Source organism: Tepidimonas taiwanensis (assembly GCF_020162115.1).
Lineage (GTDB): Bacteria > Pseudomonadota > Gammaproteobacteria > Burkholderiales > Burkholderiaceae_C > Tepidimonas > Tepidimonas taiwanensis.
On sequence record NZ_CP083911.1, the window covers coordinates 2,006,627 to 2,022,153 of the forward strand.

General features: G+C 66.6%; 14 protein-coding genes. 10 read left to right on the plus strand and 4 right to left on the minus strand.

Going from position 1 to position 15,527, the window contains the following annotated elements:
• Positions 1-4 precede the first annotated feature (4 nt).
• Genes LCC91_RS09460 through LCC91_RS09495 form a run of 8 tightly spaced genes read left to right on the plus strand, consistent with a single transcriptional unit; the run spans position 5 to position 8,383 of the window.
• The gene (locus LCC91_RS09460; protein ID WP_052231821.1) at positions 5-1,585 is read left to right on the plus strand and encodes an ABC transporter ATP-binding protein; all 1,581 of its coding nucleotides are present in this window, start codon (positions 5-7) and stop codon (positions 1,583-1,585) included.
• Positions 1,582-2,700 (plus strand): ABC transporter permease, encoded by a 1,119-nt coding sequence (locus LCC91_RS09465; protein ID WP_043703871.1) that lies wholly within the window; start codon positions 1,582-1,584, stop codon positions 2,698-2,700. The genes LCC91_RS09460 and LCC91_RS09465 overlap by 4 nt, the downstream gene beginning before the upstream one ends.
• Positions 2,693-3,667: an ABC transporter permease gene (locus LCC91_RS09470; protein WP_082007756.1), complete on the plus strand. Its 975-nt coding sequence runs from the start codon at positions 2,693-2,695 to the stop codon at positions 3,665-3,667. Before LCC91_RS09465 ends, LCC91_RS09470 begins: the two co-directional genes overlap by 8 nt.
• Positions 3,664-4,116, plus strand: a complete 453-nt coding sequence (locus LCC91_RS09475; protein ID WP_224440909.1) for a cytidine deaminase — start codon at positions 3,664-3,666, stop codon at positions 4,114-4,116. The genes LCC91_RS09470 and LCC91_RS09475 overlap by 4 nt, the downstream gene beginning before the upstream one ends.
• Positions 4,113-4,943: a purine-nucleoside phosphorylase gene (locus tag LCC91_RS09480; protein WP_082007755.1), complete on the plus strand. Its 831-nt coding sequence runs from the start codon at positions 4,113-4,115 to the stop codon at positions 4,941-4,943. Before LCC91_RS09475 ends, LCC91_RS09480 begins: the two co-directional genes overlap by 4 nt.
• A 13-nt stretch (positions 4,944-4,956) precedes the next feature.
• Complete coding sequence (deoC, locus tag LCC91_RS09485; RefSeq protein WP_052231820.1) at positions 4,957-5,793, plus strand: deoxyribose-phosphate aldolase; 837 nt, start codon at positions 4,957-4,959, stop codon at positions 5,791-5,793.
• Positions 5,794-5,800: 7 nt separating this feature from the next.
• Complete coding sequence (gene deoA, locus LCC91_RS09490; RefSeq protein ID WP_043703862.1) at positions 5,801-7,129, plus strand: thymidine phosphorylase; 1,329 nt, start codon at positions 5,801-5,803, stop codon at positions 7,127-7,129.
• A gap of 21 nt (positions 7,130-7,150) precedes the next feature.
• Complete coding sequence (locus LCC91_RS09495; RefSeq protein ID WP_043703859.1) at positions 7,151-8,383, plus strand: phosphopentomutase; 1,233 nt, start codon at positions 7,151-7,153, stop codon at positions 8,381-8,383.
• On the opposite strand, the gene LCC91_RS09500 is transcribed toward LCC91_RS09495, so the two are convergent.
• Genes LCC91_RS09500 through accB form a run of 4 tightly spaced genes read right to left on the minus strand, consistent with a single transcriptional unit; the run spans position 8,374 to position 12,297 of the window.
• The gene (locus LCC91_RS09500; protein WP_082007754.1) at positions 8,374-9,534 is read right to left on the minus strand and encodes a DUF3426 domain-containing protein; all 1,161 of its coding nucleotides are present in this window, start codon (positions 9,532-9,534) and stop codon (positions 8,374-8,376) included. The genes LCC91_RS09495 and LCC91_RS09500 overlap by 10 nt on opposite strands.
• Before the next feature lie 22 nt (positions 9,535-9,556).
• Positions 9,557-10,477, minus strand: coding sequence for a 50S ribosomal protein L11 methyltransferase (gene prmA, locus LCC91_RS09505; RefSeq protein ID WP_052231818.1), 921 nt, complete (start codon positions 10,475-10,477; stop codon positions 9,557-9,559).
• Positions 10,464-11,816: an acetyl-CoA carboxylase biotin carboxylase subunit gene (gene accC / locus LCC91_RS09510; protein ID WP_043703856.1), complete on the minus strand. Its 1,353-nt coding sequence runs from the start codon at positions 11,814-11,816 to the stop codon at positions 10,464-10,466. The genes prmA and accC overlap by 14 nt, the downstream gene beginning before the upstream one ends.
• Before the next feature lie 10 nt (positions 11,817-11,826).
• Complete coding sequence (accB, locus tag LCC91_RS09515) at positions 11,827-12,297, minus strand: acetyl-CoA carboxylase biotin carboxyl carrier protein (protein WP_043703854.1); 471 nt, start codon at positions 12,295-12,297, stop codon at positions 11,827-11,829.
• Between the two features lie 109 nt (positions 12,298-12,406).
• Between accB and pilB the strand changes: the two genes are divergently transcribed.
• Both pilB and LCC91_RS09525 read left to right on the plus strand, forming a co-directional pair.
• Positions 12,407-14,134: a type IV-A pilus assembly ATPase PilB gene (gene pilB, locus LCC91_RS09520; RefSeq protein WP_043703851.1), complete on the plus strand. Its 1,728-nt coding sequence runs from the start codon at positions 12,407-12,409 to the stop codon at positions 14,132-14,134.
• 44 nt (positions 14,135-14,178) lie between these two features.
• On the plus strand, positions 14,179-15,396 hold the full coding sequence (locus tag LCC91_RS09525) for a type II secretion system F family protein (RefSeq protein ID WP_043703848.1): 1,218 nt from the start codon (positions 14,179-14,181) through the stop codon (positions 15,394-15,396).
• The last annotated feature ends 131 nt before the right edge of the window (positions 15,397-15,527 follow it).

The following is a 15,527-nucleotide window of genomic DNA, read 5'->3' on the forward strand; positions in this document are numbered from 1 at the left end:
CGCCATGCATGTTCTTGACGCCCCGGCCGCCCCGCCCCCCGAGTGGGCGGTGGAGATGATCGACATCCACAAGCGCTTCGGCTCCGTCATGGCCAATCAGGGGGTGACGCTGCGCGTGCGCCGCGGCACCATCCATGGCTTGGTTGGCGAAAACGGCGCGGGCAAAAGCACGCTGATGTCCATTCTGTACGGGTTTTACCATGCCGACGTCGGCTGCATCCGGCTGCACGGGCGCGAAGTCCCCATCGGCAGCACGCACGATGCCATCGCCGCCGGCGTGGGCATGGTGCACCAGCATTTCATGCTGGTGGACACGCTCAGCGCGCTGGACAACGTGCTGTTGGGCAGCGAGGGGCATTTTGATTTGCGCACAGCACGCCACAACGCGCGGCAGCGGCTGCAAATGCTCATGCGCGACAGTGGCCTGCACGTGCCGCTCGACGCGGCGGTGGGCGACCTCAGTGTTGGCGACCGCCAGCGGCTGGAGATTCTCAAAGCACTCTACCGAGGGGCGCGCATTCTGGTGCTGGACGAACCGACTGCCGTGCTCACCCCACAAGAGACCGAGCAGCTCTTTGCGGTGTTGCGGCGTCTGCGGGCCCAGGGCACCACGATCCTCATCATCACGCACAAGCTCAAGGAGGTGCTGGCGCTGTGCGATGACGTCACCGTCATGCGCGCCGGGCAAGTTGTGCTGCACGCCCGCATCGCCGAAGTGGACATGCAGCGCCTGGCACAGGCCATGGTCGGGCGCAGCGTTCATCTCGGTCGCGTCGAGGCCTCACCCCCGCAAGCTGACGCGGCCCAGGTTCGGCTGGTGGCACAAGACCTGCACGTGACCGACAGCCTGGGAGTGCCGCGGCTGCGCCAAGTAAGCCTGCGCTTGCATGCGGGCGAAATCGTCGGTGTCGCAGGGGTGGCCGGCAACGGGCAAAGCGAGTTGCTGGACGTGCTCAGCGGGCTGCTCAAACCCCAAAACGGCTCGCTCACGATAGGGGCGCGTACTTTTTCGCCGCAGCGCTGGCTCGACCCAACCACCGCGCGGCAACTGGGCGTGGCCCACGTACCCGAGGATCGCTACGCCCGGGGCATGGTCATGCCGTTTGCCGCGTGGGAATCGATGGCACTGGGCTACGAGGCTTGGCCACGCTACAGCCGTTGGGGGTGGTTGCGGCGCCGCGCGCTGCAACACGACACGGCGCAGCGGATGGAGCGCTTTGACGTGCGGCCGCGCAACATCCACCTGCGCTGCGGGCTCTTTTCCGGCGGCAATCAACAAAAACAAGTCCTGGCGCGTGAGCTGGCCCAGCAGCCCGCCATTTTGCTCATCGGTCAACCCACACGCGGCGTCGACATCGGTGCCATCGAATTCATCCACGGGCAAATCCGTGCGTTGCGCGATGCGGGCTGCGCCATTTTGCTGGTCTCGAGCGAGTTGGACGAAATCCTGGCCTTGGCGGATCGGGTGTTGGTCATGAACCACGGAAGCATCGTCGGCGAGTTGCCCATCGAGGCGTGCGATGAAACGCGGCTGGGCCTGCTCATGGCCGGACAGACCGTGGCGGTCGGCGGAGGTGCCGCATGAGCGCGCCGACGCTGCCGCGCTGGGCGGAGTGGACGCTGCTGCCGTTGGCCAATTTGGCATTGGCGCTGGGCGTCGCGGGATTGGTGGTGTGGCTCATTGGCCAGAATCCGGCAGATGTCATTCGCGTGCTGCTGCACGGCGCGTTTGGCAGTCAGCGCGGTATCAGCTACACCCTTTACTACGCCACCACGTTCGTCTTTACGGGACTGGCGGTGGCGGTGGCCTTTCACGCGGGTCTGTTCAACATCGGCGGTGAAGGCCAGGCGATTCTGGGGGGATTGGGCGCGGGCCTTGTGGCGCTGTGGCTGGCTCCGAGCCTGCCCGCCTGGGTGATGTTGCCGCTGATGGGATTGGCCGCGATGCTCTTTGGCATGGCGTGGGCATTGGTGCCCGCATGGCTGCAGGCCTACCGGGGCAGCCACATCGTCATCACCACGATCATGTTCAATTTTCTGGCCTCCACCCTGCTCGTGTACTTGCTGGTGAACTGGCTCAAGGTGCCGGGTTCGATGGCAGTGGAAAGCGCCGACTTTGCGGACTCGGCGCGGTTGCCGCGCGTGCACGAAGTGTTGCAGGCGATGGGGATCGAGTGGGCTTCCTCGCCCCTGAACTTGAGTGTGTTGCTCGCGGCGCTGGCGGCGGTCGGTGTTTACGTGTTTTTGTGGCACACCCGCGCAGGATACCGCCTGCGGGTGGTGGGAGCCAGCCCCGGTGCCGCCGCGTATGCCGGTGTCACCCCTGCGCGCTACATTCTGCTGGCGATGGGGATGGCGGGCGCACTGGCCGGCATGGTGGGGATGAACGAGATCGCCGGCGTCAGCGGACGGCTGATGCTGGACTTCGTCGCAGGGGCCGGCTTCACCGGGATTGCCGTGGCGTTGATGGGGCGCAATCACCCGCTGGGGGTGGTGCTGGCGAGTTTGCTCTTCGGCGCGCTGTTCCAGGGCGGTGCCGAGGTCGCGTTCGAAATCCCCGGCTTCACACGCGATATGGTGGTGGCGCTGCAAGGCTTTATTGTGCTGTTCTCAGGTGCCATGAGTGTGGTGCTGGCCAAGCCGCTGGCCCGTGCGCTGGCATGGCGGCCCGCCCAGCCGAAGGAGCATGGCCATGGATGAGGTGTTTTGGGGCTCGGTGCTGGGGTCGACCCTGCGCGTGTCGACCCCTTTGATCTTGTGCGCGATGGCGGGGCTGCTGTCCGAGCGCAGCGGTGTCGTCGACATCGGGCTGGAGGGCAAGATGTTGGCTGCGGCATTTGCCGCCGCCACCACGGCGGTCCTGACGGCCTCGCTGCCACTGGCGCTGCTGGCGGCCATCGGCGTCGCGGTGATACTGGCGAGCATCCACGGCTACGCCTGCGTGACGCACCCGGGCAATCAAGTGGTATCGGGCGTGGCGCTCAACATCATCGCGGCAGGCTTGACGGCGGTGCTCGGTGCCGCCTGGTTTGCGCAGGGAGGCCAAACCCCGCCGGTGCCGGATGCGGTGCGCCTGGGCGCGTGGCTGCCGTCGTCGGCGCTGGAGACCGTCCGGGCTTGGCCGCTGGTGGGCCCTGTGTTGTCCCTGGGGCTACTGGACCACAGCGTCCTGGTGTACGCGGCGCTCGTGTGGGTTCCCGTGGTCAGCTGGCTCGTGTGGCGCACCCGCTTTGGCCTGCGGTTGCGCGCGGTGGGGGAAAACCCCGCCATGGTGGAGGCCGCGGGCATTTCGGTACAGCGGCTGCGCTACACCGCGCTGGCGCTGGGAGGCGTGTTGTGCGGCTTGGCCGGTGCCTATTTGGTACTCGACCAAAGCGCCTCGTTCGTGCCCCATATGAGCGCAGGCCGAGGCTTCATGGCATTGGCGGCGCTCATTTTCGGTCAGTGGCGCCCCTGGCCCGCACTCGCGGCGTGTTTGCTGTTTGGCTTTTTGGACGCGGTGGCCATCCGCCTGCAAGGCCATCCCTTGCCCGGCATCGGCGAAATGCCCGTGCAGGCCATCCAAGCGTTGCCCTATTTGCTGACCGTTTTGCTGCTGGCCGGCTTCATGGGCCGCGCTGTCGCCCCACGTGCTCTGGGCATCCCTTATACGAAGGAACGCGCATGAACCCGACGTCTATGCCCGGCCTCGATGCCGCCACCGAACAGGCGCTGTGGCAGGCCGCGCGGCGCGTGCGTCAACACGCATACGCGCCCTACTCCGGCTTTGCCGTGGGTGCGGCGTTGCTGGACGAGCGCGGGGTCATTCACGTGGGCTGCAACGTGGAAAACGCCGCCTACCCCCAGGGGCAGTGCGCTGAGGCCAACGCCATTGCCGCGTTGGTGGCCACGGGCGCACGCCGCATTCGGGCCGCCCTCGTGCTGGGGGCCGCGCCCCAATGGGTCACGCCCTGTGGGGGATGCCGACAACGGTTGCGCGAGTTTGCGGCAGACGACACGCCCATTTTGATCGCACACCCCGAGCACGGCGTGCAGGTTGTGCGCACATTGGGGCAATTGCTGCCCCTGAGCTTTGGCCCCGATCACCTCCAAACCGCCGCTTCATCTTCATCATGAATCCTCAGTGGCTTTCCGACCCCGAACTGCAATCCGCACTGCACACGCTGCGTCACCATCTGCCCACCGCGCGCCCGCGCGTGGCCATGCTGCTGGGCTCCGGATGGGGGGGTGTGACGGCGCATATCGAGCAGCCGCACCGCATCCCCTACGCGCAGCTGCCGGGCTTTCCGCAACCCAGTGTGGCCGGTCACGCAGCGGATGTGCTGGTGGGGCGGCTGGGCCCCCACGAGGTCGCCGTTCTGACCGGGCGCAAACACACGTACGAAACGGGCGACCCCTCGGCCATGAAATTGCCCCTGCGGGTGCTGCGCGCCTGGGGTTGCGAGGTGTTGGTACAAACCAACGCCGCGGGCAGCTTGCGCGCCGACTTGCCGCCCGGCAGCTTGATGGCGTTGAGTGATCACATCAACCTGCCACAGCGCTCACCGCTCATCGGTGAGGCCGGCAACGAGCGGTTCGTCAGTATGGTCAATGCCTATGACGCCGACCTGCGTACCCAGGCGCGGCAGCTGGCGCAGGCAGCCGGGCACACACTGCACGAGGGGGTGTACGTGTGGTTCGTGGGCCCGCAGTTTGAAACACCTGCCGAAATCCGCCTCGCGCAACGGCTGGGCGGCGACGCAGTGGGCATGAGCACCGTGCCCGAAACGCTGATCGCGCGGCACGCGGGCATGCGGGTGTTGGCCCTGTCGCTCATCACCAACATGGGGGCGGGGCTGTCGGACGAAAACCTCAGCCACGACCACACGCTCGCGCAAGCGCAGGCGGCCAGCCAACGGGCCTGCGAGGTGTTGTGCCACATCGTGCGCCATCTATTGCTCTGAAGGAACCCCTTTGATGAATCACAGCTTGGCTTGGCAAAACGACGACCGCGAGTTGGCGGCATTGGTGCTGCGCTGCTTGGACTTGACCGAGTTGGGCGAGTCCTGCAGCGCCGATGATGTGGTGAGCCTGTGCCGCCGGGCGCAGGGTGAGGTTCCCCACAGGCCCGATGTGCGGGTGCCGGCGGCTGCAGCGGTGTGTGTGTGGCCGCGTTTTGTCGCCGAAGCGCGGCGTCAGCTGCCGCCCGCGGTGCGGGTAGCGGCGGTGGCAAACTTTCCCAGCGGACAAGAGCCGCTGGCGCAGGTGTTGCACACCATCGCCAGCATCGCTGACGACGGTGGTCAGGAAGTGGACGTGGTGCTGCCCTATCGAGCCTGGCTCGCAGGCGACAGGGGCCACATGCGCGATTGGCTGCGCGCGGTGCGGCGCGCCAGCGAGGGGTTGGGCCTCAAGCTCATCCTGGAGTCCGGTGCCTTTCCCGACGTCCCCGACGGGATGCACGCGCTTCAAACCGCGTGCCACCTGGCGCTGGATGAGGGAGTCGATTGGCTCAAGACGAGCACGGGCAAGATCGCCCGCGGGGCCACGCTCGAAGCGGCACGCGTGTTGCTGCGCAGCATCGCCCACCACCCCACGATGCGCAATCGGGCAGGCTGCAAACCGTCGGGGGGGCTGCGACGCGTAGCCGATGTGCGACCCTACGTGCAAGCCGCGCACGAACTGCTGGGCCCCTCGGCACTCACGCCGCAGCGCTGGCGCATCGGTGCCTCGGCGCTGTGGCAAGACGCCGTCGCGCAGCTTGTGGACACTGCCCCGAACACACCACCCTCCTCTGTCGATCCCGCTTACTGATCCCAACATGCTGGCTCAAGAAATCATTCGTCGCAAACGCGACGGCAACACACTCGCTGCCGAAGAGATCCGCCACTTTGTCCGCGGCCTTGTCAGCGGGGACTGGAGCGAGGGGCAGGCAGCTGCCCTGGCCATGGCGATCTTCTTCCGTGGCATGACCATGGAAGAGCGGATCGTGTTGACCCAGGCCATGCGCGACAGCGGCACGGTCTTGCAGTGGGACGCGCAGGCGCTGGGGGGGCCGGTACTGGACAAACACTCCAGCGGTGGCGTGGGCGACAAGGTCAGCCTGATGCTGGCCCCGATGGTGGCGGCTTGCGGTGGGTTCGTGCCCATGATCTCCGGCCGCGGCCTGGGACACACGGGGGGAACACTCGACAAATTCGACAGCATCCCGGGCTATCGCACCGCCCCGGACCTGGACACCTTGCGGCGCGTGGTGGCATCGGTGGGTTGCGCAATCATCGGGCAGACGGCCGATCTGGCCCCCGCCGACCGTCGGCTCTACGCTATCCGCGACGTCACCGCAACGGTCGAGTCCGTGCCGCTGATCACGGCCAGCATCCTGTCGAAGAAGCTGGCTGCGGGGCTGCAGGGCCTGTCGATGGACGTGAAGGTGGGCAACGGGGCCTTTTGCCCGGATCTGAGCAGCGCGCGCGAATTGGCCGCCTCGCTGGTGGCGGTGGCACAAGGCGCGGGCTTGCCGACAAGGGCATGGATCACCGACATGAACCGCGTGTTAGGCCACAGCGCGGGCAACGCGGTGGAAATGCGCGAAGCCATCGACTTTCTCGCCGGCCGGCGGCGCGACCCCCGCCTGTTGGAGGTCACTCTGGCGCTGGGTGCCGACATGCTGGTCCTTGGTGGCTTGGCCAGTGACGAGGCGCACGCGCGCACGCGGCTGCAACAGACGCTCGACAGCGGCGCGGCGGTGGAGCGTTTTGCCCGGATGGTGCATGCTCTGGGCGGTCCCAAGGACTTGCTCGAAGCTCCCGAGCGCCACTTGGCCGCCGCGCCCGTGCGCGCGCCGGTGCCTGCGGCGCGCGCGGGTTGGGTACAGCGACACGCCACACGCGAAATCGGGGTCGTCGTCATTGAACTCGGCGGTGGGCGGCGTCGCGCCAGCGACCCCATCGACCACCGCGTCGGGTTGACCGACATCGCCCCCCCCGGTACGGCCGTGACCGCTGGAGAGCCGCTGGCCTGGGTACACGCGGCCGATGCCGACACCGCCGCACGTGCGGTGACCCGTTTGCAAAACTTGATCACGATCGGGGACCACCCCCCGGTGGACAGCCCTGTGCTGATCGAGCACCACATCGAGGCAACCCTCTGAGCCACCAAGGAGCAGGCATCCATGCCACGCGCCATCGTCCTCGTCCTCGACTCCTTCGGCATCGGTGCCGCGCCTGACGCCGCGCGTTTTGGCGACGCAGACGCCGACACCTTCGGTCACATCGCCGCTTGCGCCGCCGCACAGGGAGCTCCTCTGGTCATTCCCCACCTCTTGGAGCTGGGACTGGCACACGCCGCCCACGCCGCCACCGGCCGCTGGCCCGCAGGCATACAGTCCCCCCCGGCGCTGCGCCCGGGCACGCTGTGGGCCGCCTGCGCCGAACGCAGCGCCGGCAAGGATACCCCCAGTGGTCACTGGGAGATGTTGGGCTGCCCCGTCCCCTTCGACTGGGGCTACTTTGCGCCTGTGCCCGACGGACAAAGCGTCTTTCCGGAGGCGTTGATGCGGCGCTGGTGCGAAGCGGCCGGCTTGGCCGGCACGCTGGGCAACTGCCACGCCAGCGGAACGGAAATCATCCAGCGCCTCGGCGACGAACATGTCCGCAGCGGCTGGCCCATTTGCTACACCAGCGCCGACAGCGTCTTCCAAGTGGCTGCGCACGAGGAGCATTTCGGGCTGCAGCGCTTGTGGGACATTTGCGCACTGGCCAAACCAATTTTTGACGAAATCAACATCGCCCGCGTGATCGCGCGGCCCTTTACTGGCAGCGGCGGAACTTACCGACGCACCGGCAACCGCAAGGATTTCACCACCCCCCCACCGGGTGACACCCTGTTGGATCGCCTACACCAAGCAGGCCGCGCCACCCTCTCGGTGGGCAAAATCGGCGACATTTTTGCGCACCGCCACACGGGCGAAGAGATCAAAGCCGACGGCAATGAGGCGCTGTGCGACGCCACACTGGAGGCGCTGCACCGCTGTCCGGACGGTGGGCTGGTGATGGCCAACCTCGTCGACTTCGACATGCTCTACGGCCACCGGCGCGACGTGGCCGGTTACGCACGGGCACTAGAGCGATTTGACGCGTGGCTGCCGCGCTTGCTGGCGCACCTGCGCCCAGACGATCTGTTGGCCATCAGCGCCGACCACGGCTGCGATCCGACCGCTGCCGGCAGCGACCACACGCGAGAGTACGTTCCTGCCCTGCTCCACTGCCCCAGCTGGGCTGCCTGGGGCAGCCACGGTGCCGGGGTGCGCACGAGCTTTGCGGACCTGGGCCAAACCTTGGCCAGCCACCTGCAGCTCCCCGCTTTGCCGTACGGGCAGTCGTTACTGCCCCGAGCTCAGGGATAAAACAATTCCGCTTGATAGCCCGTCATGCGGGCTGCGTGCGGGTGGTCAAACGCCAGCTCGAACTGCAGCGGCCATTCCGCGCCGGGTGTCAGCCGATCAGTGGGTTGCGGCCACGCATCCGGCATCCAAACACGCCGAGCCAACACGGCACCGTTGGCATCGGTCAGGGTCAGCTCCAAGGCGGGGGCCGCCACCTCGACATCGGTGCGGTTGCGCACGACGAGGTGAAAGCTGTAGCGATCGGGCGCGCGGCGCAGCAACACCGACCCCTCGATGACGACGTCCGCTGGCCGACGGGGCAAGGCCACGGTACACCCTGTTCGGACACAAAACGCCTGCAACCACGGCCGCGACCACGGATATTGCGCGGCCCAGGTGTCGCGCCAATGCCACGCCGCCTGCGCGGCCAGCAACACCGTCAACCCCAGCGCCACCAGCGCCAGCGCCGCCCGTACCAGCGGGCGCCGCCAGAACGCGCGGCGGCGCGCCTGTCGAACAAAGGACGGCTCCACGGCCGGGGCTGGCCGTGCCGCGTTGGATGGGGATTCCGCATCGGCTGAACGAGGCTCGCCATCCGCCAGCGAACCCGTCGCTGGCGGATGGCACTCGGCAGACACTGGGCTCTCTGGCTCCCCTCCGGGCCTTGGTGCGCCAGACTCGGTTTCTCGGGGTGTCGAGACGTCCGCGCCGCGCCCGATGCCTGGCGGCGAGACCTTCTCCGTCGACGAGGCGACATCCGCCGCAACCGGCGACAGCGAAGCCGCCTCCACCGGTGCGGCCGACAGCCCTCCACTGCCCGCCGCGGTGTCATCCCGGATCAATGCCGGAAACGGTGGCAGGGCTGCTTCCGTCTGCGGCACCGCCGCGGTCATCGACGCCGCTGGCGGCTCAGGAGGGGCGACGGGCCACGGGTCGCTGATCGGGGGTATGGACGGCACCGGCACAGCCGGCGTTGGCTCAAGGCTCTCGGGGGCCGATGCAACCGCCATCGCGGCCGCCGGCACGCGCGCAGGCATGGGCTGCAAATCCTGCGTCGCGTCGAATACCTGCTGGCAGTGGCCGCAGCGCACCCAGCCATCGGCAATCTTGAGCTGATCCGCCACGACCTTGAAGGCCGTGCCACAAGCCGAACAGCGGGTGATGAAACTCATGCCCGCGATTATGCGGGCACGATCAAGCGCGCCACGCCGTCATCAGAATCCAGCCGTCCTCGGCGTCGTGCACCTGCAGCGCGAGCCACGGGGCATAAGCCTCGCGCAGTTCGTCGGCCTGGCGCTCCAGGATGCCGGCCAAGACCAGATGCCCGCCCGGCGCGACGTGCGCGCACAGCAGCGGGGCCAGCACCTTCAGCGGCGTCGCCAGAATGTTGGCCAGCACGACGTCGTAGGCCCCTCGCGCGTGCTCGGGCAAGCCCGCCGCCAGCGCGACGCCGTTGGCCGCGGCGTTGAGCCGCGTCGATTCGACGGCGGCGGGGTCGATGTCCACCGCGTCGACCGGCGTGGCACCGAACTTGGCCGCGGCGATCGCGAGGATGCCCGAACCGCACCCGTAGTCGAGCACGCGCCGCTGCGCCACATCATGCGTGGCGATCCAGCGCAGACACATGCGCGTGGTCGGGTGTGTGCCGGTGCCGAACGCCAGCCCCGGATCGAGCCGGATGACGGTGCGCGCCGCCGCGGGCGGTTCGTGCCAGCTCGGCACGATCCAGAAGTCCGGCGTGATCGGCACCGGATCGAACTGCGACTGCGTCAGGCGCACCCAGTCCGTATCCGCCACCGGTCGCACGCCCACGACCTCGCAATCCGCAAAAAAATCCTGCGGCGCGAGCAGCGCGGCGGCCTCGCGCGCCTGTGCCTCGGTATCGAACAGCGCGACCACCCGCGAGCGCTGCCAGCCCGCCGCGGGCGCGGGCAGCCCCGGTTCGCCGAACAGCGCCTGCTCGGCCGGCGTGTGCGCGTCGGCGTCCTCGACCGAGACGCTGAGCGCCTCCAGCGCCTCCAGCGCGTCACTGACGTCGTCCACCCGCGCCTCGGGCACGTGCAGCACCAGCTCGTACCAGCGCGCCGCGCTGGAGGGGGAATCAACCGCGCTCACGCTGCGCCAGCCAGTTCTCGAGGTAATGGATGTTGGTGCCGCCGGCCTCGAAGTTGGCGTCCACCATCAGCTCGCGGTGCAGCGGCACGTTGGTCTTGATGCCCTCGACCACCACCTCCGCCAGCGCCCCGCGCATGCGCGCCAGCGCCTGCTCGCGCGTGTCGCCGTGCACGATGATCTTGCCGATCATCGAGTCGTAGTTCGGCGGCACGGTGTAGCCGGTGTATATGTGCGAGTCCACCCGCACGCCCGGCCCGCCCGGCGCGTGCCAGGCGGTGATGCGCCCGGGCGACGGCGTGAACTTGTACGGATCCTCGGCGTTGATGCGGCACTCGATCGCGTGCCCGCGCAGCTGCAGCTGCCGTTGGGTGAAGGGCAGCTTTTCGCCGGCGGCGATCAGAATCTGCTGGCGCACGATGTCAACCCCCGTGACCATCTCGGTCACCGGGTGCTCCACCTGCACGCGCGTGTTCATCTCGATGAAGTAGAACTCACCGTTCTCGTAGAGAAACTCGAACGTGCCTGCGCCGCGGTAGCCGATCTTCTTGCACGCCGCGGCGCAGCGCTCGCCGATGCGCTCGACGAGCCGGCGTGGGATGCCGGGGGCCGGCGCTTCCTCGATGACCTTCTGATGGCGGCGCTGCATCGAGCAGTCGCGCTCGAACAGGTAGACCGCGTTGCGATGCTGGTCGGCCAGCACCTGGATCTCGATGTGCCGAGGGTTCTGGAGAAATTTCTCCATGTACACCTCGGGGTTGCCAAACGCAGCCCCGGCCTCGCGCTTGGTGGTCTGCACGGCGTGCAGCAGCGCCGCTTCGGTGTGCACGACGCGCATGCCGCGCCCGCCGCCACCCCCGGCGGCCTTGATGATGACCGGGTAGCCGATGGTGCGCGCGATGCGCTTGATCTCGGCCGGATCATCCGGCAGCGCCCCGTCGGACCCCGGCACCGTCGGCACGCCCGCCGCCTTCATCGCCTGTTTGGCGGACACCTTGTCGCCCATCAGGCGAATCGACTCCGGCGTCGGGCCGATGAAGACGAAACCACTCTTTTCGACGCGTTCGGCGAAGTCGGCGTTTTCCGACAGGAAGCCGTAGCCCGGGTGGATCGCCTCGGCGTCCGTCACTTCGGCCGCCGAGATGATGGCCGGCATGTTCAGGTAGCTCTGCGCGGATGGGGCCGGGCCGATGCACACCGCCTCGTCGGCGAGCTTGACGTATTTGGCATCGCGGTCCGCCTCGGAATAGACGACGACGGCCTGGATACCCAGCTCCCGGCAGGCGCGCTGCACGCGCAGTGCGATCTCGCCACGGTTGGCGATCAATATCTTTTTGAACATCGCCGCGCCCTCACGCGAGGACGAAGAGGGGTTGTCCGTATTCGACGGCCTGACCGTTCTCGACCAAAATTTCCTGGATGACCCCCGCACGATCGGCCTCGATTTCGTTGAGAATCTTCATCGCTTCGATAATACAGACAGGCTCGCCCTCCTTGACCGCCTGGCCGACCTCGACGAACGGCTTGGCACCCGGGCTGGGCGCGCGGTAAAAGGTACCGACCATGGGAGATTTGATTACATGCCCGGCAGGGGTGGCAGCAGGCACCTCGGCCGGCGTCGCGGCAGGAGCGGGTGGCTGCGCACTGATCGTGATCGGTGCCGCGGGGGCGGCGACCACGGGTGCCGCGGTGAGGGCCGCCGCGGGTGCGGCGGGAGCGGCCTTGACGATGCGGACCTTGCCTTCGGCTTCCGTGATTTCGAGCTCGGAGATATTCGACTCGGAGACCAGATCGATGAGTGTCTTGAGCTTGCGTAGATCCATGGCGACTCCGTCTGATGCACCCAACGTGCGTTGATCTTGCCGCGAACGGCGCGGAAAAGAGCGCGAAATATACACGACCCCATACCCGACCACGCAACAGGAGACCCGGATGGCGACCGATGAGGTAATGGCGACGATGGCGTTGCCCGGGCTGGCGCGCGCGCTGATCGCGTCCGGCACCTTGACCCAACAGCAGGCCGAAGGACTGTATGGACAAGCGCAGCGCAAACGCACCAGCTTCATCACGGAGCTGATCGACAGCGCCGTGATTTCCCCGCGGGACTTGGCCTACACGATGTCGGCCGCGTTCGCAACCCCGCTGATCGACCTGGACGCGATCGACGTGGATCGGCTGCCCAAGGGGCTGCTGGACCCCAAAACATGCCAGCGCTTTCGCATCCTGCCGCTCAAACGCCGCAACAACCGGGTCTCGGTGGCCACGGCCGACCCATCGGACCTGCAGGCGGCCGAAAAAGTGAAATTCGAGACTCAGTTGCCGGTCGACTGGGTCATTGCCGAAGTCGACAAGCTCGACCGACTGCTCAAATCCTACGCCGCCAGCGCCGACGAGTCGCTGGACCAGATCGTCGGCAACACCTTCGATTTCGACTCCCTGGCGATCGAGTCACCAGCCGAGGAACAATCGGACAAGGCAGCCGCCGAGGTCGAGGATACGCCGGTCGTGCGGTTTTTGCAAAAAATGCTGCTCGACGCTTACTCGATGCGGGCGTCGGACCTGCATTTCGAGCCGTACGAGCACAGTTTCCGCGTGCGTTTTCGCATCGATGGGGTGTTGCGCGAAATCGCGTCGCCGCCGGTGGCGATCAAAGATCGGCTCGTCTCGCGCATCAAGGTCATCTCCAAGCTCGACATCTCGGAAAAGCGTGTGCCGCAAGACGGCCGCATGAAACTCAAGGTCGGGACCGACAAGGTCATCGACTTTCGGGTCAGCACGCTGCCCACACTGTTTGGCGAGAAAGTCGTCATCCGCATTCTCGACCCGAGCAGTGCACAACTGGGCATCGACGCGCTGGGCTACGAGGAAGACGAAAAAGCCCGCTTGCTGGAAGCCATCCACCGTCCGTATGGGATGGTGCTGGTCACTGGTCCCACCGGCTCGGGCAAAACGGTGTCGCTCTACACCTGCCTCAACATCCTCAATCAGCCGGGCATCAACATCTCCACTGCGGAGGATCCGGCCGAAATCAACCTCCCCGGCATCAATCAAGTCAACGTCAACGAAAAAGCGGGGCTGACCTTTGCCGCCGCCCTGCGGGCCTTTTTGCGGCAGGACCCGGACGTGATCATGGTGGGGGAAATCCGCGACCTGGAAACTGCCGACATCGCCATCAAGGCGGCGCAGACCGGACACCTGGTGCTGTCGACGCTGCACACCAACGACGCGCCCTCGACGCTGACGCGCCTGGTCAACATGGGCGTGGCGCCGTTCAACATCGCCTCGAGCGTACACCTGATCACCGCCCAGCGCTTGGCGCGTCGGCTGTGCCCGCAATGCAAGGTGCCCCACCACGACATACCGCGGCAAGTGCTGCTCGATGCCGGCTTCAAACCCGAGGATCTGGAGGGCGACTGGCAGCCGTACCGCGCAGTGGGGTGTCCCGCATGCAATGAAGGCTACAAAGGGCGAGTCGGCATTTACCAGGTCATGCCGGTCTCCGAAGCGATGCAGGCGCTCATCTTGCGCGGGGCCAGCGCACTCGAAATCGCCGAACAAGCGCGCCGCGAAGGGGTGCGCACCCTGCGCGAAAGCGGCCTGCGCAAGGTTAAGATGGGAATCACCTCACTGGAAGAGGTCTTGGCTGTCACCAACCTTTGACGATAGAGCAAGGTCCACACAAAGCAAAAAGCGGAAAGTCATCCATGGCTACGGCAACACCCAGCGTCAAAGAATACGTTTTCGAGTGGGAAGGGAAAGACCGCAACGGCAAGACGGTCAAGGGAGAATTGCGCGCAGTGGGCGAAGCCCAGGTACAGAGCCAGCTGCGTCGGCAGGGCATCACCGTACAAAAGGTGAAAAAGCGCCGCTTGTCCTCCGCCAAGCGCATCAAGCCCAAAGACATTGCGATCTTTACGCGGCAGCTGGCCACTATGATGAAAGCGGGGGTGCCGCTGCTGCAAGCGTTCGACATCGTCGGGCGTGGCAACCCCAACCCGAGCGTGACGCGGCTGCTCTACGACATCCGCACCGACATCGAGACCGGCACGTCGCTCAGCGCGGCGTTTCGCAAGCATCCGCTGTATTTCAACTCCCTTTACTGCAACCTCGTGGCCGCGGGGGAAGCAGCGGGTATTCTCGAGGACATCCTGGACCGGCTGGCCACCTACCTGGAAAAGACCGAGGCGATCAAGAGCAAGGTCAAGTCCGCGCTGATGTACCCCACCGCGGTGCTGGTGGTGGCGTTCATCGTGGTGTCACTCATCATGATTTTCGTCGTGCCGGCGTTCAAGGATGTCTTCACCTCCTTCGGTGCCGACCTGCCGGCACCCACGCTGGCCGTCATCGCGATGAGCGAGTTTTTCGTCGCCTACTGGTGGCTGATCTTCGGCGGCTTGGGCGCAGGCGTGTACTTTTTCCTCCAGGCGTGGAGGCGCAACGAGAAGGTGCAGCGCTTCATGGACCGGCTGCTGCTGCGCATCCCGGTATTCGGGCCGCTGGTCGAGAAATCAGCGGTGGCGCGTTGGACCCGGACACTGTCGACGATGTTCGCCGCTGGGGTGCCGCTGGTAGACGCGCTCGACACGGTCGGTGGTGCCGCCGGCAACTCCGTCTACGCGGATGCCACCGACAAGATTCAGCAGGAGGTCGCAAGCGGCACGGCGCTGACGCAGGCGATGACCAACACCGGCGTCTTTCCGTCGATGGTGCTGCAGATGTGTGCCATCGGCGAAGAGTCGGGCGCGCTCGACCATATGCTGGGCAAGGCGGCCGACTTTTACGAGCAGGAGGTCGACGACATGGTCAAGGGCTTGTCGAGCCTGATGGAGCCCATCATCATCGTGGTGCTCGGCACGATCATTGGCGGCATCGTCGTCGCGATGTATCTGCCGATCTTCAAGTTGGGGGCTGTGGTGTCATAAACGCGCCGATCGACAGCGCCATCGCCGACGGCACCAGGGCAGCCAAGCCGCCACCCGGCCCGCGGCGCGGTAGCACTCCACGGGCCGCAGTGAGCGCGCCACGCAAGGTATCGTGCCTCGGAGTGCGTTCC